Source organism: Corynebacterium sp. ACRPS (assembly GCF_022346005.1).
In the GTDB taxonomy this organism is placed as follows: Bacteria; Actinomycetota; Actinomycetes; order Mycobacteriales; family Mycobacteriaceae; genus Corynebacterium.
Map to the genome: position 1 here is coordinate 19,187 of NZ_JAKRMY010000007.1, position 25,479 is coordinate 44,665.

The 25,479-nt window shown below is 60.7% G+C and carries 21 protein-coding genes; 11 read left to right on the top strand and 10 right to left on the bottom strand.

The features are described 5' to 3' along the window. Positions 1–8: 8 nt before the first annotated feature. Positions 9–656: an aminoacyl-tRNA hydrolase gene (gene pth / locus MHX65_RS05290; protein WP_239269149.1), complete on the top strand. Its 648-nt coding sequence runs from the start codon at positions 9–11 to the stop codon at positions 654–656. Here the strand turns inward: pth and MHX65_RS05295 are convergent. Both MHX65_RS05295 and MHX65_RS05300 read right to left on the bottom strand, forming a co-directional pair. Then, complete coding sequence (locus MHX65_RS05295; protein ID WP_239269150.1) at positions 653–1,345, bottom strand: potassium channel family protein; 693 nt, start codon at positions 1,343–1,345, stop codon at positions 653–655. The genes pth and MHX65_RS05295 overlap by 4 nt on opposite strands. Next, positions 1,338–2,690 (bottom strand): TrkH family potassium uptake protein, encoded by a 1,353-nt coding sequence (locus MHX65_RS05300; protein WP_239269151.1) that lies wholly within the window; start codon positions 2,688–2,690, stop codon positions 1,338–1,340. The genes MHX65_RS05295 and MHX65_RS05300 overlap by 8 nt, the downstream gene beginning before the upstream one ends. 117 nt (positions 2,691–2,807) lie before the next feature. On the opposite strand from MHX65_RS05300, the gene MHX65_RS05305 reads away from it, so the two are divergent. Further along, complete coding sequence (locus MHX65_RS05305; protein WP_239269152.1) at positions 2,808–3,644, top strand: SDR family NAD(P)-dependent oxidoreductase; 837 nt, start codon at positions 2,808–2,810, stop codon at positions 3,642–3,644. A 24-nt stretch (positions 3,645–3,668) separates the two neighbouring features. Further along, entirely contained in the window at positions 3,669–5,303 is a 1,635-nt protein-coding gene (locus tag MHX65_RS05310; RefSeq protein WP_239269153.1) for a peptide chain release factor 3, read from the top strand. Positions 5,304–5,319: 16 nt separating this feature from the next. Here the strand turns inward: MHX65_RS05310 and MHX65_RS05315 are convergent, their stop codons facing one another. Together MHX65_RS05315 and MHX65_RS05320 are read right to left on the bottom strand one after the other, a co-directional pair. After that, positions 5,320–6,882, bottom strand: a complete 1,563-nt coding sequence (locus MHX65_RS05315) for a TrkA C-terminal domain-containing protein (RefSeq protein ID WP_239269154.1) — start codon at positions 6,880–6,882, stop codon at positions 5,320–5,322. 153 nt (positions 6,883–7,035) lie between these two features. Further along, on the bottom strand, positions 7,036–7,905 hold the full coding sequence (locus tag MHX65_RS05320) for a patatin-like phospholipase family protein (RefSeq protein WP_239269155.1): 870 nt from the start codon (positions 7,903–7,905) through the stop codon (positions 7,036–7,038). A gap of 74 nt (positions 7,906–7,979) precedes the next feature. Here MHX65_RS05320 and MHX65_RS05325 point away from each other — a divergent pair, with 74 nt between their 5' ends. Together MHX65_RS05325 and MHX65_RS05330 are read left to right on the top strand one after the other, a co-directional pair. Beyond that, positions 7,980–8,384, top strand: a complete 405-nt coding sequence (locus MHX65_RS05325) for a hypothetical protein (RefSeq protein WP_239269156.1) — start codon at positions 7,980–7,982, stop codon at positions 8,382–8,384. After that, a complete protein-coding gene (locus MHX65_RS05330; protein ID WP_239269157.1) occupies positions 8,384–8,923 on the top strand; it encodes a gamma carbonic anhydrase family protein in 540 nt (179 codons plus the stop codon). The genes MHX65_RS05325 and MHX65_RS05330 overlap by 1 nt, the downstream gene beginning before the upstream one ends. A 7-nt stretch (positions 8,924–8,930) precedes the next feature. Here the strand turns inward: MHX65_RS05330 and MHX65_RS05335 are convergent, their stop codons facing one another. After that, positions 8,931–9,584 (bottom strand): hypothetical protein, encoded by a 654-nt coding sequence (locus MHX65_RS05335; protein ID WP_239269158.1) that lies wholly within the window; start codon positions 9,582–9,584, stop codon positions 8,931–8,933. A gap of 184 nt (positions 9,585–9,768) precedes the next feature. Here MHX65_RS05335 and MHX65_RS05340 point away from each other — a divergent pair, with 184 nt between their 5' ends. From MHX65_RS05340 to MHX65_RS05350, 3 genes are read left to right on the top strand one after another with little or no spacing between them, the layout of a single operon-like run. Further along, complete coding sequence (locus MHX65_RS05340; protein ID WP_239269159.1) at positions 9,769–12,147, top strand: MMPL family transporter; 2,379 nt, start codon at positions 9,769–9,771, stop codon at positions 12,145–12,147. Further along, the gene (locus MHX65_RS05345; protein WP_239269160.1) at positions 12,140–12,739 is read left to right on the top strand and encodes a TetR/AcrR family transcriptional regulator; all 600 of its coding nucleotides are present in this window, start codon (positions 12,140–12,142) and stop codon (positions 12,737–12,739) included. The genes MHX65_RS05340 and MHX65_RS05345 overlap by 8 nt, the downstream gene beginning before the upstream one ends. Positions 12,740–12,764: 25 nt before the next feature. After that, entirely contained in the window at positions 12,765–13,946 is a 1,182-nt protein-coding gene (locus tag MHX65_RS05350; protein ID WP_239269161.1) for a DUF6882 domain-containing protein, read from the top strand. Here the strand turns inward: MHX65_RS05350 and MHX65_RS05355 are convergent. Next, positions 13,936–14,970 carry a 3-hydroxyisobutyryl-CoA hydrolase gene (locus MHX65_RS05355; protein WP_239269162.1) on the bottom strand — a complete coding sequence of 345 codons (1,035 nt, stop codon included), beginning with the start codon at positions 14,968–14,970 and terminating at the stop codon, positions 13,936–13,938. The two genes, MHX65_RS05350 and MHX65_RS05355, sit on opposite strands and share 11 nt — an antisense overlap. 68 nt (positions 14,971–15,038) lie before the next feature. Here MHX65_RS05355 and MHX65_RS05360 point away from each other — a divergent pair, with 68 nt between their 5' ends. After that, positions 15,039–15,836, top strand: coding sequence for an HAD family hydrolase (locus tag MHX65_RS05360; RefSeq protein ID WP_239269163.1), 798 nt, complete (start codon positions 15,039–15,041; stop codon positions 15,834–15,836). Positions 15,837–15,974: 138 nt separating this feature from the next. After that, complete coding sequence (locus MHX65_RS05365) at positions 15,975–19,154, top strand: acyltransferase family protein (protein ID WP_239269164.1); 3,180 nt, start codon at positions 15,975–15,977, stop codon at positions 19,152–19,154. A gap of 225 nt (positions 19,155–19,379) precedes the next feature. Here MHX65_RS05365 and MHX65_RS05370 read toward each other — a convergent pair whose 3' ends face one another. The 4 genes from MHX65_RS05370 to MHX65_RS05385 all read right to left on the bottom strand — a co-directional run bounded on the left by MHX65_RS05370 (position 19,380) and on the right by MHX65_RS05385 (position 24,029). Beyond that, entirely contained in the window at positions 19,380–19,703 is a 324-nt protein-coding gene (locus MHX65_RS05370; protein WP_239269165.1) for a putative quinol monooxygenase, read from the bottom strand. Between the two features lie 100 nt (positions 19,704–19,803). Continuing rightward, complete coding sequence (locus tag MHX65_RS05375; RefSeq protein WP_239269166.1) at positions 19,804–20,382, bottom strand: hypothetical protein; 579 nt, start codon at positions 20,380–20,382, stop codon at positions 19,804–19,806. Between the two features lie 138 nt (positions 20,383–20,520). Continuing rightward, positions 20,521–22,254, bottom strand: coding sequence for an alpha/beta-hydrolase family protein (locus MHX65_RS05380; protein WP_239269167.1), 1,734 nt, complete (start codon positions 22,252–22,254; stop codon positions 20,521–20,523). Continuing rightward, positions 22,221–24,029 (bottom strand): ABC-F family ATP-binding cassette domain-containing protein, encoded by a 1,809-nt coding sequence (locus tag MHX65_RS05385; RefSeq protein WP_239269168.1) that lies wholly within the window; start codon positions 24,027–24,029, stop codon positions 22,221–22,223. The genes MHX65_RS05380 and MHX65_RS05385 overlap by 34 nt, the downstream gene beginning before the upstream one ends. A gap of 91 nt (positions 24,030–24,120) precedes the next feature. On the opposite strand from MHX65_RS05385, the gene MHX65_RS05390 reads away from it, so the two are divergent. After that, on the top strand, positions 24,121–25,452 hold the full coding sequence (locus tag MHX65_RS05390; RefSeq protein ID WP_239269169.1) for a hypothetical protein: 1,332 nt from the start codon (positions 24,121–24,123) through the stop codon (positions 25,450–25,452). The last annotated feature ends 27 nt before the right edge of the window (positions 25,453–25,479 follow it).

A 25,479-nucleotide genomic window follows, 5' to 3' on the forward strand; every position in this document is an offset into this window, starting at 1 on the left:
GCGCATTCGTGGCAGCTTTGACAGATATTATTGCCCGGATTTTCGGCGGTCCCTCGCCAGCGCAGCAGGGGCTGGATCCGTCCGAGTTAGAGGCAGACTGGCTCATTGTTGGCCTGGGCAATCCCGGCGCGAAGTACGCCGCCACGCGCCATAACGTGGGCTATATGGCCGTCGATGATGTGCTTGCCCAAGGCGGCGACGTGCTCGAGCCGGTGCGCGGGATGGACCTCGAGGTGGCCCCGCTGCGCTGGGGTGATACCCGCGCGCTGGCGGTGCGCACGACGACGTTTATGAACCTCTCCGGCGATCCGATTGCCCCGCTGGCGCAGGCTTTGGGCATTGCGGCAGACCACATCATCGTCATCCACGATGAGCTCGATCTGCCGGCCAATAAGATTCGTCTGAAGCAGGGTGGCAATGAAAATGGGCACAACGGGCTGAAGTCGCTCACGCACAACCTGGGCACGCGGGACTATGTGCGCGTGCGCATTGGCATCGCGCGCCCGCCCAAGGGCTCGTCGGTTCCGGATTATGTCTTAGCGCCTGTCGATGCCGGCCCCGGCTTCGATACCGCCATCGCCACCGCCGCCGAAGCTGCCCAGCTCATCGCCACGCAAGGGCTCGTACAAGCCCAAAACCGCATTCACTCACGCTAGGACTGGGAAAATTTCTCCAGCGCCTGCGGGCTGCCGGCGGCGACGATGAAGTCAGTGGGGGCGAGCTGGGTGGCATCGGCAAGCGGGGCCCAAGCACCCTCTGCCTGGCAGACCGAGACCAACTGCACGTGGTAGGTGCGCCAAACCTCGCCCAGATCGAGCGGGCGGCCTGTGACCGAGGAGGGCGCGGCCATCTGCGTCACGCCGTAGTACGGGGCGATCTCAGCAAAGTCGCGGAAGCGCCCGCCCAAGAGGTAGGCCACGCGGCGGCCTGTGTCCCGCTCCGGGCGGATGACGTGGTGGGCGCCAATCTGGCGCAGGATGCGCTCGTGGGCCTCCGAATTCGCCTTGGCCCAAATATCCTTGACCCCCAGCTCCACCAGGTTAGACACAGTGAGGATGGAGGCCTCCAGGTGCGAGCCAATGCCCACGATGACCCGCTCCACCTCGTCGATGCCCAGCTGGCGCAACGCCGCCGGATCGGTGGTATCGGCCGAGATGGCCTCGGTTAAATGCGGCGCTCGTTCGCGCACGATTTTCTCATCGGAATCGATACCGAGAACCTCTACCCCATGGCCCATGAGCTCGCTTGCCAGGGAACAACCAAACCGCCCCAAGCCAATGACGACGACCGGGGCGATGTCGAGGGTGGCGCGGGAGCGGCCCAACGCCTTAAAAATGCTAGCCAATGAAGGGCCTTTCTTCGGGGTAGCTGTAGCGGCGGCTTAAATTCTTTGCCGCCAGCGCTGCTACCAGGGTGGTTGGGCCAACGCGGCCCAGGTACATGATGAAGCACAGCACGATTTGTGAGGGTGCGGACAAGCTGGCGGTAATCCCAGTGGATAGGCCCACTGTGGCGAAGGCGGACATGACCTCGAAGGAGACCTGATCGCCGCTAAATTGCGGATCGAAAAAGCGCAGCGCCGCCACACCGAGGGTCACCACCAGCACGCCGGCGAAGCTCAATGCTAGCGCCTGCCGGGTAACGCTGTGGGGAAGGCTGCGGTGGTAGATCGAGGTCTTTTCCTTGCCCAAGAACTCCGCGGCCATGACGGCTAGCAGCACGCACGCGGTGGTGACCTTGATGCCGCCGGCGGTACCGGCAGAGCCGCCGCCGATGAACATCAACGTATCGGTGCCCATGAGCGTTACCGGGTGAACCTCACCGTAGTCGAAGGTATTAAATCCGGCCGTGCGCGGGGAGACGCTGGCAAAGAACGCGTTGAGGATTTTCTCGCCCCACGACATCGGCGCCAGCACGCCATTCCACTCCGTCAAAGCGAAAAATATCGTGCCGACTACAAGTAGCACGCCGGTGGCCGCCAAGGTCATGCGCGCCGTGATAGAAATGCGGCGCGTCGCCTCCGACCCGCGACGCACGTGGCGCACCAATTCCGCCCAGACCGGAAAACCCAGCCCGCCGCCGATGACCGCCCCGGCCAGCGGCAAGAGGATCCAGGCATCGCCCACAAAGGGCACGAGATTATCGCTATTGGTGCTAAACCCAGCGTTATTAAAGGCCGAGATGGCGTGGAAGATGCCCTCCCATAACGCCCGCGGGAAGGAATGCCCGTAGCCCACCATAAGCCGCGCGGTGACCGCCGCGGCGATAATGCTTTCTACCACCGCGGTAAAGGCGAAGGTAAAAATCAGGGTGCGGCGGATGCCACCGGCGAGGATGGGCCGGCTTTCATAGGCGCCGGTCTTGCGGGCCTTAAAACTAATCCGGCCGGTCAAAAGCAGGCCGGATAGCGAGGCCAGCGACATAATCCCCAAACCACCCAGTTGGATCAGGGCCAAGATGACGACCTGCCCGGCCGGGCTCCAGAAGCTGCCGGTATCGACCACGACCAGGCCGGTCAGTGAGACCGCGGAGGTCGCGGTAAAAAGGGCAGATAAAAACGAGGCGCGGGAATCTCCGGCCTCGGCGAACGGCAGTAAGAGCAGAACCGTTCCTATCAAGATGAGCAGTAGAAACCCGGTGGCGGTTAGCCGCGCTGGTCCCCACTGCCGCAGAAAAAGCAGGCGCTTCACAAGCCGGAAGTATAGACCTGTCCAGCCCCAAGCGGAACTGCTAGGCGGCCCCCAGTGGACAAATATCACGAACGAATGTCGCGGACGGATATCACGTCCGCGGCTAAAATCGGGCCTATGACTTCGCCGTACTCCGCAGCTAGGACCATCGTGATTACCGGGGCATCGTCAGGCATTGGTGCCGCGGCCGCCCGGCAAATTCACCGCACCCGCCCGCAGGATAACCTCGTCATCATCGGCCGCAATCCGGACAAGACCAAGGCCGTTGCTCAGGAAGTAGGCGGGCAGTATTTCCTCGCCGATTTCGAATCGCTGGCCCAGGTCCGCCAGCTGGCCGATGATCTGCAACAACTGGAGCGCATCGATGCCTTGGGCAATAATGGCGGCGGCATTTTCGATGGCCCCACCATGACCGCCGATGGTTTCGAGCGCACGTGGCAAGTCAACGTCGTCGCGCCGTTCCTGCTGACGTCGCTGCTGCAAGAAAAGCTGCGCGATAGTAACGCCACCGTGGTCAACACGGCGTCGTTAGCTAATATGCTGATCTCGAATTTCGATCCGGCAGATCCCAATACGCTGGAGCATTTCAGCCCAGAGCGCGCATACGGCAATGCCAAGCTGGCGGATATCTTGCTCGCCAGGTTTATCGATGCCCACGGCATCAACGCGGTGTCCTTTCACCCGGGCGTTTTAGCCACCGAGTTTGGCAAGTCCTCCAAGGGGCTTACGGGCAAGGTGTACTCCGGGGTCATCGGCAAAGCCTTTGGCACCGCAGAGGCCGGCGGCGAGAACTTGGCCTACTTCCTCACCGGCACCGAGGGCATCCATTTCCAGTCCGGGGAATATTACAATAATAGGCGTTCGCTGGGCCTGCAGCGCCCGATTGCGAAGAACACCTCCGTGGCCCACCGCGTCTTTGAGGATCTGGGCCGCCGCCTCAATGTGGAGTGGTAGCGCGCAAGCACTAGACTATGGCGCATGAGTTCTGTCGCTTTTGAGGCCTCGCGCCGCCGCACGTTCGCCGTTATCGCCCACCCGGATGCCGGTAAGTCCACGCTGACGGAGGCGCTGGCGCTGCACGCGCACGTGATTAATGAGGCCGGCGCGGTCCACGGCAAGGGCAACCGCAAGTCCACCGTGTCTGACTGGATGGACATGGAGAAAAACCGCGGTATCTCCGTGGCCTCGTCCGCGCTGCAGTTTGAATACGCCCCAGAGGGACACGAGGGCGAGCCTTATATGATCAACCTGGTTGATACCCCAGGTCACGCGGACTTTTCGGAGGATACCTACCGCGTGCTTACCGCGGTAGATGCCGCAGTGATGCTTATCGATGCCGCCAAGGGCCTCGAGCCACAGACCCTCAAGCTCTTCCGCGTCTGTAAGGCGCGCGGGCTGCCCATCGTCACGGTGATCAACAAGTGGGACCGCGTGGGCCGCGAGCCGCTCGAGCTCGTTGATGAGATCGTGAACGAAATCCAGCTGCAGCCCACCCCGCTGTACTGGCCAGTGGGCATCGCGGGCGATTTCCGCGGCCTAGCCCACATCAACGACGACGGCGAGGCCGATAATTACATCCACTTCATCCGCACCGCTGGTGGTTCCACCATCGCACCGGAGGAACACTACGATCCGGCGGCTGCAGAAGAAAAGGAAGAGGATGTGTGGGAAACCACGGTGGAAGAAGCCGAGCTGCTTGCAGCCGATGGCGCCCTGCACGATCAAGAGCTCTTTGAGCAGTGCGTGACTTCCCCACTCATCTTCGCCTCGGCCATGTTGAACTTCGGCGTCCACCAAATCCTGGATACCCTGTGCGCTATCGCCCCGGCCCCGCATTCCCGCGAATCCGATCCCAAGGCCGTGGAAGCGGCCACCAGCGCCATCGATGAGGTGCGCGAGGTCGCCGATGACTTTTCCGGCGTCGTCTTCAAGGTGCAGGCGGGCATGGACCAAAAGCACCGCGATAACCTGGCGTTTATGCGCGTGGTCTCCGGCGAATTCGAGCGCGGCATGCAGGTCAACCACGCCCAATCCGGGCGCAGCTTTTCCACCAAGTATGCGCTGACGGTCTTTGGCCGCACCCGCGATACCGTGGATACCGCTTACCCGGGCGATATCGTTGGCCTCGTCAACGCGGGCGCGCTGGCGCCCGGCGACACCATCTACTCCGGCAAAAAGGTGCAGTTTAAGCCCATGCCCCAATTCGCCCCGGAGGCCTTCCGCATCCTGCGCGCGAAATCGCTGGGCAAGTACAAGGCCTTCCGCAAGGGCTTGGAGCAGCTCTCGGCCGAGGGCGTGGTGCAGATCCTGCGCAACGATGAGCGCGGCGATGCCTCCCCGGTCATGGCTGCGGTCGGCCCCATGCAGTTCGAGGTCATGCAGGCCCGCATGGAATTCGAGTACAACGTCGAAACCGTCACCGAGCCCATCCCCTACTCCGTGGCGCGGCGCACCGATGCCGAATCCGCACCGGAGCTCGGCCGCCAGCGCGGCGTGGAGATCTTCACCCGCCAGGACGGCGAGCTCATCGCCCTCTTTGGCGATAAATGGAAGCTCGCCTTCATTGAAAAGGAACACCCAGAGCTCACCATGGAGACGTTGGTCGCGGATTAATAGAGCGGCTGCCCCGTCAGAGCAGCATGACGGGGATGACCAGGATCTTCATGAACTGCGCCACCACAATGGTGGAGGCATAGCCGGTAAGGATGCGGGAATCCGAGCTGGCGCCCGTGGCGTAATTGACCACCGCAGGCTGGCCAAAAAGCCCGGAAATGCCGCCTGAGGTGCGGGTTTCGGATTGCCCCATAAAGCGGCTGGCCACCGCGAAAATCCCGATGATGATAACGGCGATGATCGCGGCCAGCACCATGGACTTTAGCCCCATCCAGGAAAAGGCGGTGGAGACAAAGGCCTCTCCGGAGGACAGGCCCACCGAGGCCAAGAAGATGGCAAGGCCCCACTGCTGGAATGCCGTATTGATCGGGGAGGGAATCTGCCACGGAATGCGGCTGGTGCGGTGCAGGGCGCCAAGGACTAGGCCGGTGATGAGTGGGCCCAGCGCGAAACCGAGCTCGAAGGACGCGCCACCGGGCAGCGGGACGACGATGAGCGAAATGAGGTAGCCAATGGTCAGCCCACCGCCGAGTGCTACCCAGTTAAGCTGCGAGTATGCGGTCACGGAATCGCCAAAGTAATCGCGGACATCGCCCAGGCGGTCATGCTTGACCACGATCTCTAGGTCATCGCCAGATTCCAAGTGAGTCTCGTTGGTGGCAAGGAATTCCTCATCGCCGCGGCGCACCCGCACGATACGCGCGCCGTAGCGCGAAAAGAGGTTGAGCTCCTTGACCTTACGGCCCTCGATATCCCCGTTGGAGATGGCCACGGTCTCATTGACCAGGCGCTTATCCACAAACGGGGTTTGGGGCTGGCGCTTTCCCAGGGCATCGGTAAGCTCCTTGGCCTTTGCCTTGGTCACCAGTACGCGCAGGACATCACCGCGGTGCAGCTCCGGATTATCGCCTGGCACGTCGATATCGCGGCCGCGGCGGATGGTGGCAATGATGAAATGATCCGCGAATTTCTCGCGCAGCTCAGCATAGGAAATATCGCGGGTAACCTTAATCATCCGCGAGCGGAAAATCTTCTCCGCCGAGTGGTCTTGGTCGTTCTGTGCGGGCCAGCTATGCCGCAGGACGAATGCCACAAGGAGGATGGCCACGGCCACGCCGACCGGGTAAGCCAAGGAGTATCCCACGGCGGGCAGTTCCTCGCCGGATTGCTGCTGGGCCACGGCGAGCGATGCCGTGGACGTCGTCGCGCCAGAGAATACGCCGGTTACCGCCAGTGGCGATAGCCCCATGAGGCTGCCGATGCCCAGCGCTGCGGCCGCCGCGGCTATTACCGCCACCGTGGCGAGCAGCATGTGTTTTAGCTGGGTGGAAAAGCCCTTGAAGAAGGCCTCGCCGGCAGAGAGCCCCTGCATATAGATAAAGAGGCCCAAGCCCAGCTCCTGCAAGGAACTGAGGATATTGTCATCCAGATCAATAAAGGATCCGAAGGCTAAGCCGACAAAAAGGGTACCCGCCGCGCCGAAGCGCAGCGGGCCAAAGGGAATCATGCCAAGTAGCGTGCCGAGCACGATCATGAAGAAGATGCTCAGCCAAATATGGCCATCAAAAATCGCTAACACGCTGTGCAATCTTAGGAGCTTGGCGCGATTTAGCTAGCTGATAATGCTTGGCGCTTTGCACCGAATACCGCCATTAGTACAGCGCACACGGTTATTATTCCTGATGCCGCCAAGAACCAGGAGGGCGATCTCACACCACCGTGCAGAGGTGAGCTAGTCCAGCAGGAATTCCTTCCACTTTGGCCACTCGGCATGGGTTTGTGCCTTGCCTGCCTGGTAATTCGCGCGCAGCTTATCCACGTTGCGTTCGGTGGAGGCCACCTGCATGTCTTCTGGGAAAAACAGCTGCGCCTTGCCCTGGCGCTCTAACTCGAGGAGCCGGTCCTTGGCCGCGTTATAGATGGGTGGGCGGCCAATGAGGGCATCGGCAATAGCGGGGTACTTGCGGAAGATGCGGCGGGTGATCGCCGGGCGCGCAACCTCAGGGCGGACATACCCGCGCGGCTTGGAGCCGATAAAGAGGAATTTCTCGTAGCCGGCTTCTTCCGCCTGCTCGATGGTAATGCCGCCGGATGAGCCCAGGGCACCGTCCACATAGGGTGAGCCACCGATGACGCGGATCGGCATAAGCAGCGGCAGCGTGGACGAGGCGCGCACCCGCACGTACAAGTCCTCTGGTTCCTTCACGTCCTCGCGGGTCCAATACACGGATTCGCCGGTATCGGCCCGCGCGGCGGCGAGCACCATATCCGCTGGGTGCTTGCGGTACGCGTCCCAGTCAAACGGCATATCTTTATCCGCGGAGCGCTCATAGATATATTCCGCGTTGAAATAGCCATTGCCGCGCACCAGCGAGCCCACGCCACCGAAGCTGGGGTTATTGACAAAATCCGTGAAGGATTCCTCCGCGCGCTTGGCATCGTGCGAGAGGTAATTGACCGTGTGGGAGGCGCCAGCTGAGACCCCGCCTACCCATCCAAAGGTGACGTTTTCCTGGATGAGTTTGACTATGCAGGCGGCGGTATAGGAATTGCGCATCCCGCCGCCTTCGATCACGAGGGCGGTGTTGCTGGCATCAATCATGGTCTCCCATAGTACGCGCGGCGATGTTACAGCGGTCAACCCGCTACCTGGCTGCGCGGCTAGACTTAAGGGCTATGGGATTATTGGATGCTCTTGCCAAGCTCACCGGGAATGGGGCGCCGCAGTTGGCGCGGCCCGATTCCGCGGCGACGACCGTGCAGGTGGACCGGCTGGATATTAGGACCGCCGGCCAGCTCATCATCATTATCACCGGCCGGCAGGGCGCGCGGGCCCTTGATGAGCTCGCCGCCTCGCGCGAGTCCGCGACCCTCATCTCCCCCACCACCACGGCGCATTTCCCCGCCGTGAAGACGGACGTGCTGCCGGTCAAAGACCCCAAGCACGGCTGGATCATCCCCATCACGCCAACGCTGGCGGGCGCGCTTTCCCAGGCCGAGCTTGCGGGTGCTCCGCTTGCCGATGCCCCAGCTTCCAGCGAGTACGAGCTATCCCCCAGCCTCGCGGTGGTGGTGGAATAATGCCCATCTATTCCTTTCAAGGCAAGCGCCCGCGCATCCACCGCAGCGCCTGGATCGCGCCGAATGCCACGATCATTGGTGACGTGGAAATCGGCCCGGATTCTTCCGTGTTTTATGGCTGCGTGCTGCGCGGTGATGTCGGCCCCATCCGTATTGGCAGCCGGTGCAATATTCAGGACAATAGCGTTGTCCACGTGGAGCGGGCGGCGCCGTGCGTCCTTGAAGACGATGTCACGGTAGGCCACATGGCCATGCTCCACGGCACCCATGTGGGCGCTGGCAGCCTGGTGGGCATGTCCGCTACCCTACTGTCTCACTCCACCATCGGGCCCGGTTCGCTCATCGCCGCCGGCGCGGTGGTGCGCGAGGGCGCGGATATCCCGGCGCGTTCCTTGGCCGCCGGCGTCCCGGCTACCGTGCGCCGCGCGCTTTCCGCCGAGCAATCCGCGGCGTTTATCCCGCACGCCGCGCGCTACGTGGACATAGCTAAGCAGCAATCCGGCACCGAACTGACGCTGGATGATGTTTACTTTGACTAGCGCATCCTTATAGGTTCACGACACCCATGATGATGAGGAAGGCGGCGACGACATAGCCGCTGATGAGCGCGACCCGCGTGCTGTTTTCGCGCGCCGCCGCAAAGACTCGGCCCGCAGCTGAGTCTGGGTGGGCGCGCACCACGGCAATAAAGAGTCCGCACACCACCGGCAGGGAAAGAGCCAGGGTGGCGTACCACAGCAGGCCGCCGTATTGGGCGGCGAGCGACAGATCCTCGGTGGCCAAGAACATAAGGCCGAAATAAAACGGCACGGAGGTCAGCGATTGGACCACGCCCATCACAAAGCCGATGAGCACGGTGACGAAAGAGGGCGTGCGCAGCGGCTGCAGCATGCGCCCGATCAAGGCATTGGGTTTTCCTTGGGAATGCCAGGCGGCGAAGGCCAGGGCGATACCGACGATGATGAGGATGCCGCCGGCAATCGGTGACTCCAAGATGGCCGCGATCTGCTCGCGCACGCCCAACAGGACGAACATGACCACGGCAGCGGCGGTAAGAACTCCCAACCAATCGCCCAGGATGACCAGGCCTGCGATCCAGCGGTACTTCCCGCGCGGGAGCATGATGCCGATGGCCACAAGGATGCCAATGAGCAAGGCATTGACCGAATCCAAGAGGGCGAAACTTACCGCGTGAATCATGCGCGATAGTCTACCTATCCTTCCCGCCACCCTGTGCTCTCTGGCCGCGCGTGGGTTATAGGTCACACTAAAGAGCTACTATGCCCATCTGCACCTTATTTTGCGCCATATGTGCAGGATTGCATAGACTATGCACGATTTTAGAAGCAGCGCCCACCTCTCTCACTCGTAAAGGAGATCGCCCATGTCCAGATTCCTCTACCGGCTGGGAAGCTGGTCCTACCGCACGGTATGGCCCTTCCTCGCCTTCTGGCTCATCGTCCTGGTGGCAATGGTCGTCCTCACCGCCGGCTTTGCCAAGACCCCGAACCCCAACTTCGCCATGCCGGAGATGGACTCCACCACCACTCAAGAAGAGATGATGGAGCACTTCGATCAAGACACCGATGCCATGAGTGCCCCGGAGGGCACCGTGGTCATCCAGGCCCCTGAGGGCAAGGAGCTGAGCGATGATGCCGTTGCCGGGGACATCGACAAGCTGCTCCAGGACCTCAAGGACACCGGTGCGCTGAAGAACGAGGATGAGCTGGTCAGCCCGGTCCTCACCGCCGCCGGCATGGAAAAGCAGATGGGCGAGCAGATGCGGGCCCAGGGCATGCCCGAAGAGCAGGTTGCGAAGAACCTGCAGCAGCTGTCCCCGCTGAGCGAGGATAAGACCACCGGCACCGTCACCATCGCCTTCGATGCCAAGGACGTCATGGACATCAATGATGAAGATATGGCTGCGGTCACGGATGTCCTGCACCAGCACGACGGCGAAGGCCTTTCCGTTAAGTACCAGGGCAATGCCTTCGCGATGGCCGATGCCGGCATGAATGGCAGCGCCGAACTCATCGGCATGGTGGTTGCCGCCATCGTGCTGCTGGTGACCTTCGGCTCCTTCGTAGCTGCCGGCATGCCGCTAATTTCCGCCGTCATCGGCGTGGGCATTGGCATCCTCGGCGTGCAGCTGGCCACCATCTTTACCGATACCGTCTCCGATATGACCCCGACGCTGGCCTCCATGATCGGCCTGGCCGTGGGCATCGACTATGCCCTATTCATTGTCAACCGCTTCCGCAATGAACTCATCACCTCCTCCGGCCTGAATAACCTGACGCCCAAGGAACTGGCCAAGGAGCTGAAGAAGATGGAGAAGGGCACCCGCGCCCACGCCATGGGCATGGCGCTGGGCACCGCCGGCGGCTCCGTCGTCTTTGCCGGTACCACCGTGGTCATCGCGCTGGCAGCCCTGACCATTATCGGCATCCCATTCCTGTCCACCATGGCTATCGCCGCCGCGGGCACCGTGGTCATCGCCGTGCTAGTGGCCAATACCTTTATCCCCGCGGTGCTGGGCCTGCTGGGCACCAAGATCTTCGCCGGGCGCGTGCCCGGCCCCAAGGTTCCAGATCCCGAGGACGAGAAGCCAACCATGGGCCTGCGCTGGGTCCGCCGCGTGCGCGCCCACCCGTGGCTGCACCTTGGCGTGGGCGTTATCGTGCTTGCCATCCTCGCCATTCCCTTTGCGAATATGCGCCTGGCCATGCCCACCGATGGCTCCGCCAAACCTGGCACCCCGCAGCGCGAGGCCTACGAGATGTCCGCAGAGGCCTTTGGCCCCGGCCGCAATGCCCCAATGATCGCCTTTGTGAACGTGGAGGGCGTCTCCGAGCAAGACCGCATGCCGGCCTTCCAAGATCTGCTCCACAAGTTCAACGACACCGAAGGCGTGGACAACGCCCAAATCGTCCAAACCACGGATAACGGTGATGCCGCCCAGATCATGATTACGCCGACGACAGGTGCAACCGATGAGGAAACCACCGAGACCTTGGAGCGCCTGCGCGAGTACCAGGGCGAGTTTTCTAAGGACGGCGGCTCCTACGGCATTACCGGCATCACCCCGATCTTCGACGATATTTCTGAGCGCCTCAATAGCGTTCTTGTTCCCTATGTGGCCATCGTCTTAGGCCTTGCCTTCATCGTGTTGATGCTGGTCTTCCGCTCCATCTGGGTTCCGCTCATTGCCGCCGCGGGCTACGGGCTGTCAGTGGCCGCCACCTTCGGAATCACCGTTGGAATCTGGCAAGAGGGCATGTTCGGCCTCGTCAACGATCCGCAGCCGCTGCTGTCCTTCCTGCCCATCATGCTCATCGGCCTGACCTTTGGCCTGGCCATGGACTACCAGGTCTTCTTGGTCACCCGCATGCGCGAGGGTTACGTCAGCGGCAAGACCGCCGCCAACGCGACCTCGAATGGCTTTAAGCACGGCGCGCGCGTGGTCACGGCAGCAGCGCTCATCATGATTTCGGTCTTTGCGGCGTTTATCCTGATGGACGAGCCATTCATTAAGACCATGGGCTTTGCCCTGGCTATGGGCGTGCTTATCGATGCCTTCGTTATCCGCATGATGGTCATCCCCGCCACCATGTTCCTCCTAGGAGACAAGGCGTGGTGGTTCCCCAAGTGGTTGAATAAGATCGTGCCTAATATGGATATCGAGGGCGAGGCCCTGCACAAGGAACGCGAGGCGCTCCTGCACTTCCAGCACGACAAGGTAGGAAAGGTTCATCGTGACTAGTTTGCGCGAATCCAAGAAGCGAGCAACGCGCCAGGCCATGTCCGATGCCGCGGCCCGCCTCGCCTTGGACGGCGGCGCTGAGGCAGTCACGGTCTCCAATATCACCAGCGCCGTCGGGGTCTCCCCGCGCACGTTCCACAATTATTTTTCCTCGGTGGCCGATTCCCTCTTGCACTACACCGCGGATGTCCTCGAGGCATTCGCGGCGGATATTCCCACCGCCTTTCCCGGCGAGCCCATCTCTTCGGTCTTGGAATTAACGCTCATTGATGCCCTCGACAACGAATACATGGAGCTGCGCTCGCTGCACAGTCTGTTCAAAATCGGTGAGGCGATGGAAAACCTCAGCCACACCGCTGAGGAAAAGAAGAAATTCGATAGCGTCACTCACAGGATCATCGCTGCTTTTCAAGAGCGCTACCCCGAATATTCGACCTTCGAGCTCACCGTCATCTTGAACGCGTGCGGCAGCACCGGCAATGCCTGCCAGCAAGAGCTGAAAAGGCGCTGCGAAGGTGGCAAGCCCCCTAACAAGCAGGAACGCGATGAGTTGGTGCACCACGCCTTTGCCACCCTGCGCGGCCTTGCCTGAGGTTTCAGTATCCTCGTAAGCAATTATGGATACTTCGAATTCGCTTGCCCAGGCCACCCGCGATGCCTGCTTTATTCAGGCGGGCCTTGATGCCGCCTTCCGGGCCCGCCTGGGCGATACCACCGATGTGGAATTTAATTTCCTCACCCCCTCGACGGATGCCGAGGGCCGCCTTAACCACAATCAGCCTGTGGAGATCCGCTGCAGCTCATCCTCCGGCGTCAAAGACTTTCAGGGCACGCGCATCGCCGTCATCGATCGCGCCGGCTCGCCCACCTGGCGGTGGGCGATGCAGGCGGAAACCGATCTGCCGCAGGGCGGGGATGACCCGGCTAAGTTTATCCCCCTCGCCCGCCTCCTGGCAGGCAATGCCCCGGTGCTGCGGGCGCGGCAAGGCGATCATGAGGCGATCATCGCCGTGGATTTCCATCCGCGGCTCGACTTTCCCACCAGCATTGCCGCGGGGCTTCGCCGCAGCTCGCCAGATACTGATGAGCGGCGCGCGGTGCACGAACTCGCCCACCACTTGGGCATTACGGTCGCGGAATCTGCCGCGGATGCTGCTACGGAGACCGCCGAGCATTTCTCCGAGGGAACGACGCTGCATTTTTCTAGCGCACTGGGCGCACCCCAAATCACGGCCATCGAGCCGGGCATGAAGGCTACTCGCATCATCGAGGATGCCTTTTATTACGGCATGGAGCACCAGCTGTACTTCCAGGGCAATTTCCCCGAGGCCACGGTGCACCTCGATCTGGACGGTGCCACGGCGAAGATCCGCCACTCTGGCGGGAAAGACGAGGCCACGGCGGTGCTCATCGCCACCATTTCGGAGGATCAATTCCTGTGGTCCTGGGCCGATCCCGCGGTCAAGGACACCGCGGCCGCGCACTCGGCAGCCAACCTGTACCGCTTCGGCATCGATCACCGGGTACCGGCGTTGATCCGGCCCGCGCTGCCGCTGGACTACGCGCGCGCCCGGCAGGTACCGCAGCTAGCCCTGCCCATCCTGGGCATGTGGACGCTGGTGGGCACCACGCTTGCCGATGGCCGCGTCGGCCTCGCCCTCCTCGATTCCGAGGCGCTGCATCTGCCGCAGCCCACGTCAGCGGCCACGGAAGCAACGCTCGCGGCGACCCCGCCCCGAGAGATCAACGAGGCGCAGGCCCGATCGGCCTACGCCTCCTTCCGTGGGATTAACCTTTAGCTAATACGTCGCGGATAGCGTCTACATCCACCTCCGCGACGCTTGCGGGGTTAAATGCCGCGTCATTGGATTTATCCACCAATACCGCGCGCACGCCATCGGAAAAGTCATCGCGGCGATACATATAAGCGCCGAGTTTCTTTTCCAGCTCGAGGGCATCGCGAATGCTCGAGCACTGCGCCTCTGCCCGGTAGAGCTCCAGCGCGGCCACGATGGAGGTTGGGCAGGCCTGCGCGATGAGCTTTTCTACCAGCTCCTTTAGTTCCGGGTATTCCTTAGCGGCCGCGGTGATGTCCTGCCAGGAATCGTGGCGGAAGCTAGCCTCGATTCCCTCGATGAGCTCTGCAAGTGGGGCCTCGTCTTCCGGCTGCACGGAGTGCTGTTCCAGCGCGGCATCAATGCCTTTGTCAATGACGTCGTTAGCAAACGCATCGCCGTCTTTGACGTAGTCAGTGGCCAGCCCGCTCCATACGAGGTCTGCGGCGTACATGCGGTAGCCGGTAATGCCCCAGAACTTCGCGAGTTCTGGCGAGGCCTTGCCGCGCGTACCCACGGCATTTTGGGAGGCATAGGCCATACCCACATCCGTGACGTAGCCAATATTCATCTCGGGCATGGAGGCGAAGGTCTTGTCCGTGACCACGCAGTGCGAGCCGTGCGCGGATACGCCAAGCCCGCCGCCCATAGCGATGCCATCGACCAGCGCGATGACCGGCTTGGGGTATTCCGCAATATCCCCGTTGAGGGTGTATTCCGAGGCAAAGAAGTCATCCACCTCGTCGTAGTTGCCGTCGACGATGCCATCGCGGGCCAAGCGGACATCGCCGCCCGCGCAATAGGCCTTGGGGTTGGTAGAGGTCAAAAGGACCTGCTCTACCTCGTCATCGGCACGCCACTTATCCAAGGCAGCGGCGATGAGATCGATCATTTCTGGGCTCAGGGAGTTGAGAGCCTTTGGGCGGTTGAGCTCAATGACTCCGGTATGGTTGCGGATTGAGGACACGATAGGTGCATCATTAGTCATATCCTCTATTGTGACACACAACTCATATACCTAGCTACCGTTTGCGACTTCACAGATAGGTCTTAATTTTGCTTCCACAGCTTATCGCCCTAGACATGGACGGCACCCTGCTCGATGGAAACGGCGACTTGCCGCCAGGATTCACGGCGACCAGCCAGCGCGCAACCGAGCTTGGCGTCACCCTCGTTCCGGCATCTGGGCGCCAGATCGCCACCCTGCAACAGATGTTTCCCCATGAAGAGACCTTTATTGCAGAAAATGGCTCCGTGGTCGTGCACAATAACGAGCTGCTGAGCACAACTCCCCTGCCGTCATCGGCCGTCCGCGCTGCGGTGGCAGCGCTCGACGCGGTAACCCAACCCCACACCGTGGTGCTGTGCACGCCGGCTACGGCGTTTGTGGAAAGGGGCATCGACGGCCAAGCCTCCGCCGAGATCTCCAAATACTATAAATCCATCAGCTGGGTGGATGACCTGCACGATCTGCTCGATGAGGAGATCATCAAAATCGCGGCCTTCTGCGCCGATGGTAGCGAGAAACACCTCCACGATCCGCTGCGCGAGGCTGTGCCCGAACATAATATTGCGGTATCTGGGGCGGTGTGGCTCGATGTGATGGCGGCCGGGGTCAATAAGGGCGTGGCGCTAGAAACCATGGCGTCGCTGCTAGGTATCCCCCAATCTCGCACCGCAGCGTTTGGAGACTTCCTCAACGATTTCGAACTACTCCAGGCCGCTGGAACCGCCATTGCCATGGACAATGCGCACCCTAAACTCAAGGCCATCGCAGATACCATCGCCCCACCCAATACCGAGTATGGGGTGCTGACAGTGCTTAATCAGCTTTTTGCCAGCAAACAGGATTAGACTCTTTTCTTTCAGCATCTATCCGTAAGATATTGCCAATTTCCCGCGCCACGCCGTGCTCTCTACTTTGAGTAATGGCGCTGCTCGCGGTCTAAAATTGGCCGATTAGTACATTTTCGTAGTGCAATGGGAGTTCATGTGAATCGTTTTCTGCGCTCGCTGCTGGGGAAGAAAGATTCCGAGCGTAATGAGGCCACGCCGCCCACGACGCGGCAATCAGATGGGCCTACAGGTGATTCCTCCACTGGGGCTTCCACGCCTGAATCCGGTATCCCTACGGGGCCGGATCCACATGCCCGCAATAATCACGAGGGGCGCGCGGAACACCAGCCGCCCACCTCGAACGCACAGGACGGCACTAAATCCTCGCAGACACAGCCCACGGATCCTACCCGTGGGTTCGCTCGCCAATCCCGCCAGGTGGGTAACCCCACGCCTCAAGACAAAAAGCCTTCCCGAAACCAGGGCGCACAGACCCCCAAATCCGCTGCGGCCAAAGGCTCTGCCCAAGACAAGCAGAATAATTCTGCCCAGAAGAAGACCGGAGCAAAGCCACACCAGCAGGTAAAGCCGGCCACGCCCAAGAATCCACAGAAACCGCAGCAATCAGCCGCCGAAACGAAGGAATTTCCCGCCAGCCCCGCCGGTACTTCCCGCGCGTCCGGGACCTCTGGCGCCTCTCGAACGTCCACTCCCGCCGGTTCCAAGAATTCTTCCCGCTCCAATAACTCCGCTGGCACTCCTCGGCCTTCCGACGCCAACCGGTCCACCGGCTCTGCGAAATCCTCCGACTCCACCCAGACTTCTGGCGCTACTCGGTCCACCGAAACCGATCGGCCCACCGGCACCGGCTCCGCGAAGCCTTCCGACAATACTAAGAACTCCGCGCAGGGAACCGCGGAATTTCCTGCCCAGCAGTCGTGGCCTGCCCAAAGGCCAGAGCAGCGCAAGCCCGAACAACACAAGCCTGAGCAAAGCAAAGCCCAGCCGCGCAAGCCGGAGCAGCGTAAGCCAGAGCAACGAACATCTGGGCAGCAACAACCTGTTCAGCGTGAGCAGGAGCAGCGTCAGCAGGAACAGCGCCAACCGGAGCAGCAGGCATCCGGAGCCGGGCGTCAGAAAGCAGAGCAGCGCAAGCCTGCGCAAAAGTCTGCCTCTGCGCAAGAACAAAAATCAGGGATTCCTGCTGGGCAAAAGGCCGCCGCTATGGGGGCTTCTCAGCCCCAGCGCATTCCTGCCGAAGAGAACGCGCGAGAACAACAGCCTGCAGCCGATCACTTTGCAGAGAAGTCATCTTCGCAGGGCAAGCAGGGCGCCAATAAATCGAAATATGCCTTGCAGAATCAACAAAACGACTCTGAAGTACTCGCAATACCGCCAGAGGATAAAAACGTGCGCAAGAAGCGGCACGCGCGGCTACGCCAAGTCAAGGGCCTTGATGGCCTGCGCGGCCTAGCCGTTGTCGCTGTGGTCTTATACCACTTTTTCGGTGACGCCCTACCCGGCGGCTACTTGGGCGTGGACATGTTCTTTGTCCTCTCTGGCTTCCTTATTACATCGCTCCTCGTGCGCGAATACCGCACATCCGGGACGATTAGCCTGAAGGACTTTTGGGTCCGACGCTTTAGGCGCATCCTGCCGGCTGCCGTCACCGTGCTCGTTTTCTGTACGGCAATCGTTGCGTGGGTTGGCGGAGATTTGGCCGTCGGCCTGCGTCAGCAATTCTTCGGCACCCTGTTCTTTGTCAATAACTGGACGCAGATTGCCACCTCGCAATCCTATTTTGCTGATAACGAGATCCAGGTATTCGCCCACTACTGGTCACTCGCCGTAGAAGAGCAGTTCTACCTCATTTGGCCGCTGCTCATGCTGGGTATTTTCCGCATCTCATCGCGCCAGCCGCGCCGCCTTCCAGTCGTGGTCTCCAGCGTGCTGGGGCTTGCCTCTTTCGCGGCCATGTGGTTTATCTTCACCCCAGGCGAAGACCCCACCCGCGTGTACTACGGCACGGATACCCACGCATTCGGCCTGTTGACCGGTGCAGTCCTCTCCTTGTTAATGACCTCTACGAAGTCCGATCCCAACGCGGATTCCTGGGCCACCACCGGCAAGGTAGAAACCCGCGCCGCCGGCATCATTGGCTTCTTGGCGCTTATCGGCTACGTTGCGCAGCTATTCCTCATGCCTGACGACGCCGAATTTACCTACCGCGGCGGCCTTTTCCTTACCAGCATCCTTGGTGCCCTCATGGTGTGGGGCGTCATCCACGAGTATGGCCCGATGACGCCGCTGTTTAGGACCAAGGTCATGCGATGGTTCGGTCAGCGTTCCTTCTCGCTGTACCTCTGGCACTGGCCGGTCATCATGATCTTGGAGGCGCTATTCCACGGCAATCAGAACTCTGAGGACTCCTGGATTCTAGGCTTGATCGCCATCCCCATCTCCCTGATCCTCTCAGAGATCTCTTATCAATTCATCGAGAACCCTTTCCGCCGCGGCGGATACAAGAAGACGTGGAAGAGCTACTGGGCCTCGCGCCCGAGCTTCAGCGAACTCAAGGATGGCTTTGGCAAGGCCATGTGGCCAGTGGTCCCATTCTTGGTTGTCGCCTCTCTGGTTGGTGTTGTCTACGGCGTGGTCAATTCCAGCGACAAGACCGAGTTGGAGCAGCAACTCAACCAGCTCCAGCAGCAAAACGAAAGCAATAACCCACCTCCACCGGAGGTATCCGCTCCGTCGACAGCATCGACTGAAGACGATAAAGACGGGGCGAAGGAAAAGGATGACGCCAAGACCCGCCCCATCCCGAAGGGAACGGACATTACCGCGATCGGTGATTCGGTGATGCTGGCGGCTAGTGATGCCCTCAGCCAACGGTTCCCTGGCATTTATATCGATGCCCAGGAATCCCGCCACTACACGGTGGGTATCCAAATCCTTCAGCAAATGAAGGATGCCGGTACGTTGCGCGATACCGTATTCTTGGGATTCGGTACCAACGGCGCCGCCCAGCCAAATCAAATCAGCCAGGCCATGGACATCATCGGCAAAGACCATACCGTGGTAATGGTGGTTCCCTACGGTGACCGCGAGTGGATGGCGCAGTCCCAGCAGGACGTCATCGACGCCGCCAAGGAATACGACAATGCCTATATCGCTGACTGGTGTGGCTACGCCGAAAATAATCCGGACATGCTCTACTCCGATGGCGTCCACCCGCTTCCCGAAGGCGCCACCGGCTATTCCGACGCCTTCTACGACGCTCTGAAGCAATATTCCAAATACGACAAAAGCGTGTCCTCACAATGCCAGGCTTAACAGAGAGCGCGGCGGTAGGCAGTTAGCGCATGTGCGCCGGCTTCCTACCCTGGCCCCTTCCTCGCCCGCCCTTCGCGCTCGCGGGGTGGTTCGATCTCACCGGGCGGGTTCCCCGCCCGTGACCGTGAAGAGCGGGGTTAAAAGTTCTGACTCGTAGGTGAACGCATAAATGAAGACCGCACCCATAGTTCACATGAGTGCGGTCTTTAGTATTAGGCAGCGAGATTAATCGACGGCGAACTCGCCCATCTTGTCCCAACCGGTGCGTCCATCGATGTGGACGTTGATGATGTCTGGGGTCTCTACGAGGTACTTGGGGAATTCGTCGCAGGCGCGCTTGAAGTGCTCGCCCTGAACGTGCTCTACGTCCTTACCATCAGCGTAGGACTCGAGCAGCAGGAAGCGCTGAGAATCTTCCGGATCGCGGTACCACTTGAAGTCGATGCAGCCAGACTCGGCGTTGCAAGCCTCGGTGTACCAGTTGATCTCATCAAGGAAGGTATCGGCGTATTCAGGCTTTACGCGGAACTGTACGTTAATCAAAATCATGCCCCCGATTCTACCAATGATGTGTCCACTACGTCATGGCTGCTCTGCCATGCGCGCGGACCTCGGAAGAATCGGGGGCAGGTTCCGCGGAAGCTAAGAACTAGTTGAGGAAGTACTCCGCGATGTAGATGAACTCGCCATCAAAGGCGGTAGCGACGCCATAACCGTACTCGGGTCCGGGGGTTACTTCGAGGCCTCGGTTGAACCAGTTGAGGCGCTCTTGGGCTTGCTCTTCGGACAGACGGTAGACGTTGCCCTGCCCTTCTTCAGTGTGGGTCACGCCGCTTGCCACATCGCCGTAGTACTTTAGCTCACCATTTGCACCCTGGTTTGCCCATTCCTGCGCGATAGCGCTTGCGGTCTCATCCGGGTGGTGGCCAGCCTGGGCTAGGTGATCAGCGGTGGCTACCTGCAAGTCAGCGGCAACCTGCGGGGCTTCGAAGGCCTCAGGCTCCGGTGCGGCTTCAGCCGTAGGCGCTTCTTCCGCTGCTACTTCTGGTTCAGCTTCGGGTGCGGCCTTTAGAAAGCTGGGCAAAGTAACGTTGTACTTTTCAGCAAGGGTAGACACCTGCTGAACCTGCGGGACCGCGTTAAGCTCCGCAGAAGCCACTGCCGTGGTGCCAGACAGGGCGAGTACGGTGGTCAGGACTGCTGCGGTGGCGCTTCGAATCGGCTTCATAATTTTCAGCCTGTCATAACTTTTCAGAGGGCGAAAGCATATCGCCGGTTCCACCGCACTTCGATATGGCTTTGTTATAGAAACGGCGCTCGGTGAGTTCTCGGCTACCTCGCGGTAGTGAAGAAGCCTCCAGGAGGCCTAATAAATACCTACATCGAGTTCATCGAATTGCCGCTGCAGCTCCTCCGAATCAATGGAGCGGGCAACATCGGGCCCGGCGATGGCCGCAAAGCCATCGAGGACAGAGTTCCCGTAATTATGGCCCACACCATCGGGAACATCCTTGGCTCCGGGTAGATCCGCGGCAACTTGCAGGTAGGTAATAATAGGCATCCACTGCATCACGCGTTCACGGGAATAGGGGGTATCTTCTTTCATCCAATCCGGCTCTTTGAAGGCCAATTCGGGCGACCACCAGCTCACTGGATCGGAAGGATGCTGAATATACAGCATGCGGGTCCTGCCCCACTCCTCTTCCGGAACGCGTCCCCAGCGGCGGACTTGGTCCACCTCGTTGGCAAAGCGAACCACGAGGCCACCGGCGTAGACCGGCGAGATTTCCGTGGACCCGGGATCGCGGCGCTCCACAAACTGCGAGCGCAACTGGTTAAAGTGCGGCGGGCCAGTCAATAAGATGCCATCGACGGAATTGGCAATATCGCGCACGCCGGAAAAGGCTGCCTCGATGCCGGTTGTGCCTAAGGACTCGCCGTAGAGGTAGAGCTTGGGTCGGTCATCTTCTGGCAGTGAATTCCACCAGTCCACGATGGGGTTGATGAACTCTTCCCCGGCGCGCTCTACTTGGCCGCCGCCGCCAAGGAAGTGGAATACAGACGGCATGGCGGAATACTGTGCTGCGGCAATGGCGGTATCCCCTCCATAGAGTAGTTCGAAGGCTTGCGCGGAATAGGACGATACCCAGCCGGTGCCGGTAGGCATGGTCAACAGGAGGGCCTTGCGGTCTTGGGCGTGGGTGCGCTCGAGTTCATCGATAAGCAGCTGCGCCCGCCCTTCATTAGAGTCGCGGTTACCCAGGCCGGCGTAGGCACGGATGGGTTCTTTGGCAGGTTTCCCGGTCACCTGTTCTAGCTCGGCCTTATGCGCGCCGGAGCTGAGAAACCGGGAGCCTTGCAGGCCGACGCCGTTCCAGTCGACATCGGAAGTAGGCGATCCGGAGCGCTCACTCAGGGTGGGGCGCTGAGTGTCCGGATCGGGGTCGGCGTTCTGGGCGGTAAATACCCTATCGCCCAAGCCCACGATGGCACCGGGAATGATGTTTTCAACGGTGTAGATAGCGATAACCGCAATGATAAGTACTGCCCCGAGGCGGCGGTACGTGGAGCGGAACCGCTGCGGGAAGCGCCGCGCTAACCAGCGCACCAGAAAGATAATGGAGCGCAGGATGAGCAGGAAGACGGTAAATACCGCCAGCGCCAGGGGCACCACCAGCAGGTAGCTAGACATGGACGGCGCGGGCACGGAATATACGCTCGCGAGCTCGTGCTGCCAGCGCACGGCGATAATGACGAAACCGACCAGCCAGGCTATGAACGCACCTGTGGCGATGCGCGCGAGCAACCGGTAGTGCTTTGGCTCCCATGCGGAGGCGGCAAGCCAGGGATACTTATCCGCCCATTTGCTCACGACGAAGCGGTACCACACCAGCTTCACGCCGATGCCCACCACGTAGCCGAACCCGGCGGCAAGGCCCGAAATCAGGCCTTGATAGGGCCAATCGCGGGGCAAAATGGACGGAGTAAGGCCCAGCGTAGACAGAATGGCGGCGCCGATAATGCCCCACGGATCGAGGTGGCGGACAATATCGGCGATGCGAGCTTCTACTGCTCGAGCTTCTCCCCTAACTCCAGCCATTCCATCTCCAAATCCTCATAGGTGCTGCGATTGTCCTTTAATTCCGTATCGAGGCGAGTCATCGCTTCGGTATCGACTTCTTCTGCCGCCGCGGCCAATTTCTCATTGATCTGCGCGGCGGATTTTTCCAGCTTCTGCATCTTCCGCTCAAGCGCGTTCATCTTCTTGGTGATTTCGCGCTCTTGCTGGGAAGAAAGCTTCTTTTCCGGCTTCGGCGCCGGCGCGCCCGTCTTCTTTTCTCCCAGGTTTATAACCCCTGTGTTCTTGCCGGCCTCAATTTCTTCGCGCTTGCGCAGATACTCGTCGATGCCACCGGGAAGGTTCGTCAGGTTGCCATCCCCAAACAGCGCATACGTATTATCCGCAATGCGCTCGATCAGGTAGCGATCGTGCGAAATGACCACCAGGGTACCCGGCCACGAATCGAGCAGGGATTCCAGTTCCTGGAGCGTATCGATGTCCAGGTCGTTGGTGGGCTCATCGAGGAGTAAAACATTGGGTTCTGCCATGAGCACGCGGGTGAGCTGGAGGCGGCGGCGCTCGCCACCGGAAAGATCACCGACCGGGGTGCGCTGGCGCTTGGCGGAAAAGCCGAGGCGCTCGGCCAGCTGAGAGGCGCTGAGCTCCTTTTTGCCTAGCTGCACGTAGGTGGCAACATCCTCGACGGCATCGAGAAGCCGGCGCTGCGGATCCAAGTCATCGAGTTCCTGGCGCAGCCAGCCCAAGCGCACGGTTTGGCCCTCGATGCGCTTTCCGGCCGCAAGCTCGTATTCGCCAGCCAGTGTGCGCAGCAGCGTGGTCTTTCCGGAGCCATTAACACCCACGAGGCCGATGCGCTCGCCTGGGGCCAGGCGCCAGGTGAGGTGATCGACCAAGGTGCGGCCATCCGGGGACTTCACCGTGGCATCTTCTAGCTCGATGACCACCCGGCCCTGACGCTGCTTGGAAAAGGACATGAGCTCGACTTTGTTGCGCGGCTCGGGGACATCAGAAATAAGCGCTTCCGCAGCCTCAATCCGGTAGCGCGGTTTTGAGGTACGCGCCGGTGCCCCGCGGCGCAACCACGCCAATTCCTTGCGGGCTAAGTTTTTGCGGCGCTGTTCCATCGCATCGGCCTGGCGGGCGCGCTCGGCGCGGGCAAACGTCCAGTCGTTGTATCCGCCCTCATATGCATCGACCGTGCCGTCGTGCACCTCCCACGTCCAGGTGGCGATGGTATCGAGGAACCAGCGATCGTGGGTGACCACGATGACGGCGAGGTTGCGCTTGAGCAGGTGATCCGCCAGCCACTGGACGCCTTCCACGTCAAGGTGGTTCGTGGGCTCATCGAGCACCACCAGATCTAAATCCTGCACCAACGCGGCCGCGAGGTTCACGCGGCGGCGCTCGCCACCGGACAGGGAGCTCACGGGAGTATCCAGCCCTAGGTCCACGATGCCGAGGCCACCGAGCACATCGCGCACCTTGGCATTGGAGGCCCATTCGTAGGTCTCGAGCTCGAGGGGCTCAATGATCGCCTGAGCGATGGTGAGCTCTTCGGGCAGATCAAAGCGCTGCGTCACCACGGCCATGCGCAGATCCGAGGTGTGGGAAACGCGGCCGGAATCCGGCGGCTCGATGCCGGTGAGCACTTCCAGCAGGGTGGTCTTACCGCCGCCGTTAACGCCCACGATGCCGATGCGATCCCCGGTTTGCACGCCGAGGGATACCCCATCAAGGAGGCTTTTTAAGCCATAAGACTTGGTGACTTGCTCGAGGTTAATCAGGTTTGCCATAACAGGGACTCATCTTAATACCTCCCTACCGCCACCCCCGCATTCCCAAACATGTTGCTACCGAATTTCACTTGCAATACTCTGCGTGTGTATGAAGAAGCACACACTTACCCTCTGCACTATCCTCTCTGCCTCAGCGCTCACCATCGCTTCCTGCTCGGCGCCGGAAGAAGACACCGACGCCCAAAACACCAGCGAATCCACCACCGCGGAAAGCCACGAACATGACCATGACCACGATCATGACCATGACCACGATCACGAGGGCCACTCCCACGACGGCATGGAGGCAGAAGAAGGACAGACCGAGGTAGCCCAGCTTCCCACGCGCATCGTCTTCTCCCACGCTGATGGTCTGACCACCTACGATGCCAAATCTGGAGACGTCCTCGATGAAGAAGAGATGAATGCCTTCCTTCGCCTCAATGACGCCGGCAACGACCGCCACGTCATGGTAACCAAGGGCGATAACTTCCTCACCTACGACACCGGCCTCATCACCAAGGCCCACGGTGACCACAACCACTACTACACCGCGGATCCGAAGCTGGGCGATGACAAGATTAAGGCGCCCCACGCTGGCCACGTAGTCCACCACGATGGTTTTACCGCCCTATTTTCTGATGGCGATGGCGTAGCCAAGATTTATAAGACCGAGGACATCGGCTCCAAGGACGCCAAGCCCGTCAACACCGTCAAGACGGGCGAGGCGCACCACGGCGTGGCCGTCCCGCTTGAGGATGGCTCCGTGGTCATCACCAAGGGTACCGAGGACGAGCGCCACACCATCCAGCACCTGGACAAGGACGGCAAGGTCTTGGATGAGACCACCAAGTGCCCCGGCGTCCACGGCGAAGCAGCCGCTGGAAATGGAAAGCTCTTCTTTGGCTGCGAAGACGGCCCCGTAGTCTTTGACGGCTCCAAGTTCCACAAGGTGGACGTCTCCGATTACGCCGGTGCCGATGGCTACCAGCGCTCCGGAAACGCCGCGGGTTCTGAGGAATCGAACGTCATCCTGGCCGATAATAAGACCGACAAGGACGCCGAGTCCGAGCACCCCACCTCCGTGACCCTGATCAATACCGAGGACTACTCCGCCAAGAAGGTGGACTTGAACGGTTCCTACTGGTTCCGCTCGCTGGCGCGCGGCCCAATGGGCGAGGCCCTGGTGCTGACCACCGATGGCAAGCTCAATGTCATCGACCCAGACTCCGGCGAAATCACCAAGCAGATCGACGCGATTTCCAAGTGGAAGGAAAACGAGGAATGGCAGCAGCCGGGCCCGATCCTGAAGGCCGCCAATGGATATGCCTACATCACGGATGCGCAGAAGAAGGAGCTCGTCGTCATCGACCTCTTGCGCGGTAAGGAAACCGACCGCTACGAGCTGGACTTTGAGCCCACCGAAATGGCCGTGCTCTAAAAATCCAGCACTCTAGTGCTCGTGCTT

Excerpts from the sequence above, each read along its gene's own strand:
- MHX65_RS05385 (WP_239269168.1), bottom strand. The coding sequence starts at position 24,029 with ATGGCAAACCTGATTAACCTCGAGCAAGTCACCAAGTCTTATGGCTTA.
- MHX65_RS05370 (WP_239269165.1), bottom strand. The coding sequence starts at position 19,703 with ATGATTTTGATTAACGTACAGTTCCGCGTAAAGCCTGAATACGCCGAT.
- MHX65_RS05325 (WP_239269156.1), top strand. The coding sequence starts at position 7,980 with ATGGGATTATTGGATGCTCTTGCCAAGCTCACCGGGAATGGGGCGCCG.
- MHX65_RS05355 (WP_239269162.1), bottom strand. The coding sequence starts at position 14,970 with ATGACTAATGATGCACCTATCGTGTCCTCAATCCGCAACCATACCGGA.
- MHX65_RS05350 (WP_239269161.1), top strand. The coding sequence starts at position 12,765 with ATGGATACTTCGAATTCGCTTGCCCAGGCCACCCGCGATGCCTGCTTT.
- MHX65_RS05310 (WP_239269153.1), top strand. The coding sequence starts at position 3,669 with ATGAGTTCTGTCGCTTTTGAGGCCTCGCGCCGCCGCACGTTCGCCGTT.
- MHX65_RS05330 (WP_239269157.1), top strand. The coding sequence starts at position 8,384 with ATGCCCATCTATTCCTTTCAAGGCAAGCGCCCGCGCATCCACCGCAGC.
- MHX65_RS05320 (WP_239269155.1), bottom strand. The coding sequence starts at position 7,905 with ATGATTGATGCCAGCAACACCGCCCTCGTGATCGAAGGCGGCGGGATG.
- MHX65_RS05375 (WP_239269166.1), bottom strand. The coding sequence starts at position 20,382 with ATGAAGCCGATTCGAAGCGCCACCGCAGCAGTCCTGACCACCGTACTC.
- MHX65_RS05380 (WP_239269167.1), bottom strand. The coding sequence starts at position 22,254 with ATGGCTGGAGTTAGGGGAGAAGCTCGAGCAGTAGAAGCTCGCATCGCC.
- MHX65_RS05305 (WP_239269152.1), top strand. The coding sequence starts at position 2,808 with ATGACTTCGCCGTACTCCGCAGCTAGGACCATCGTGATTACCGGGGCA.
- MHX65_RS05335 (WP_239269158.1), bottom strand. The coding sequence starts at position 9,584 with ATGATTCACGCGGTAAGTTTCGCCCTCTTGGATTCGGTCAATGCCTTG.
- MHX65_RS05390 (WP_239269169.1), top strand. The coding sequence starts at position 24,121 with ATGAAGAAGCACACACTTACCCTCTGCACTATCCTCTCTGCCTCAGCG.
- MHX65_RS05340 (WP_239269159.1), top strand. The coding sequence starts at position 9,769 with ATGTCCAGATTCCTCTACCGGCTGGGAAGCTGGTCCTACCGCACGGTA.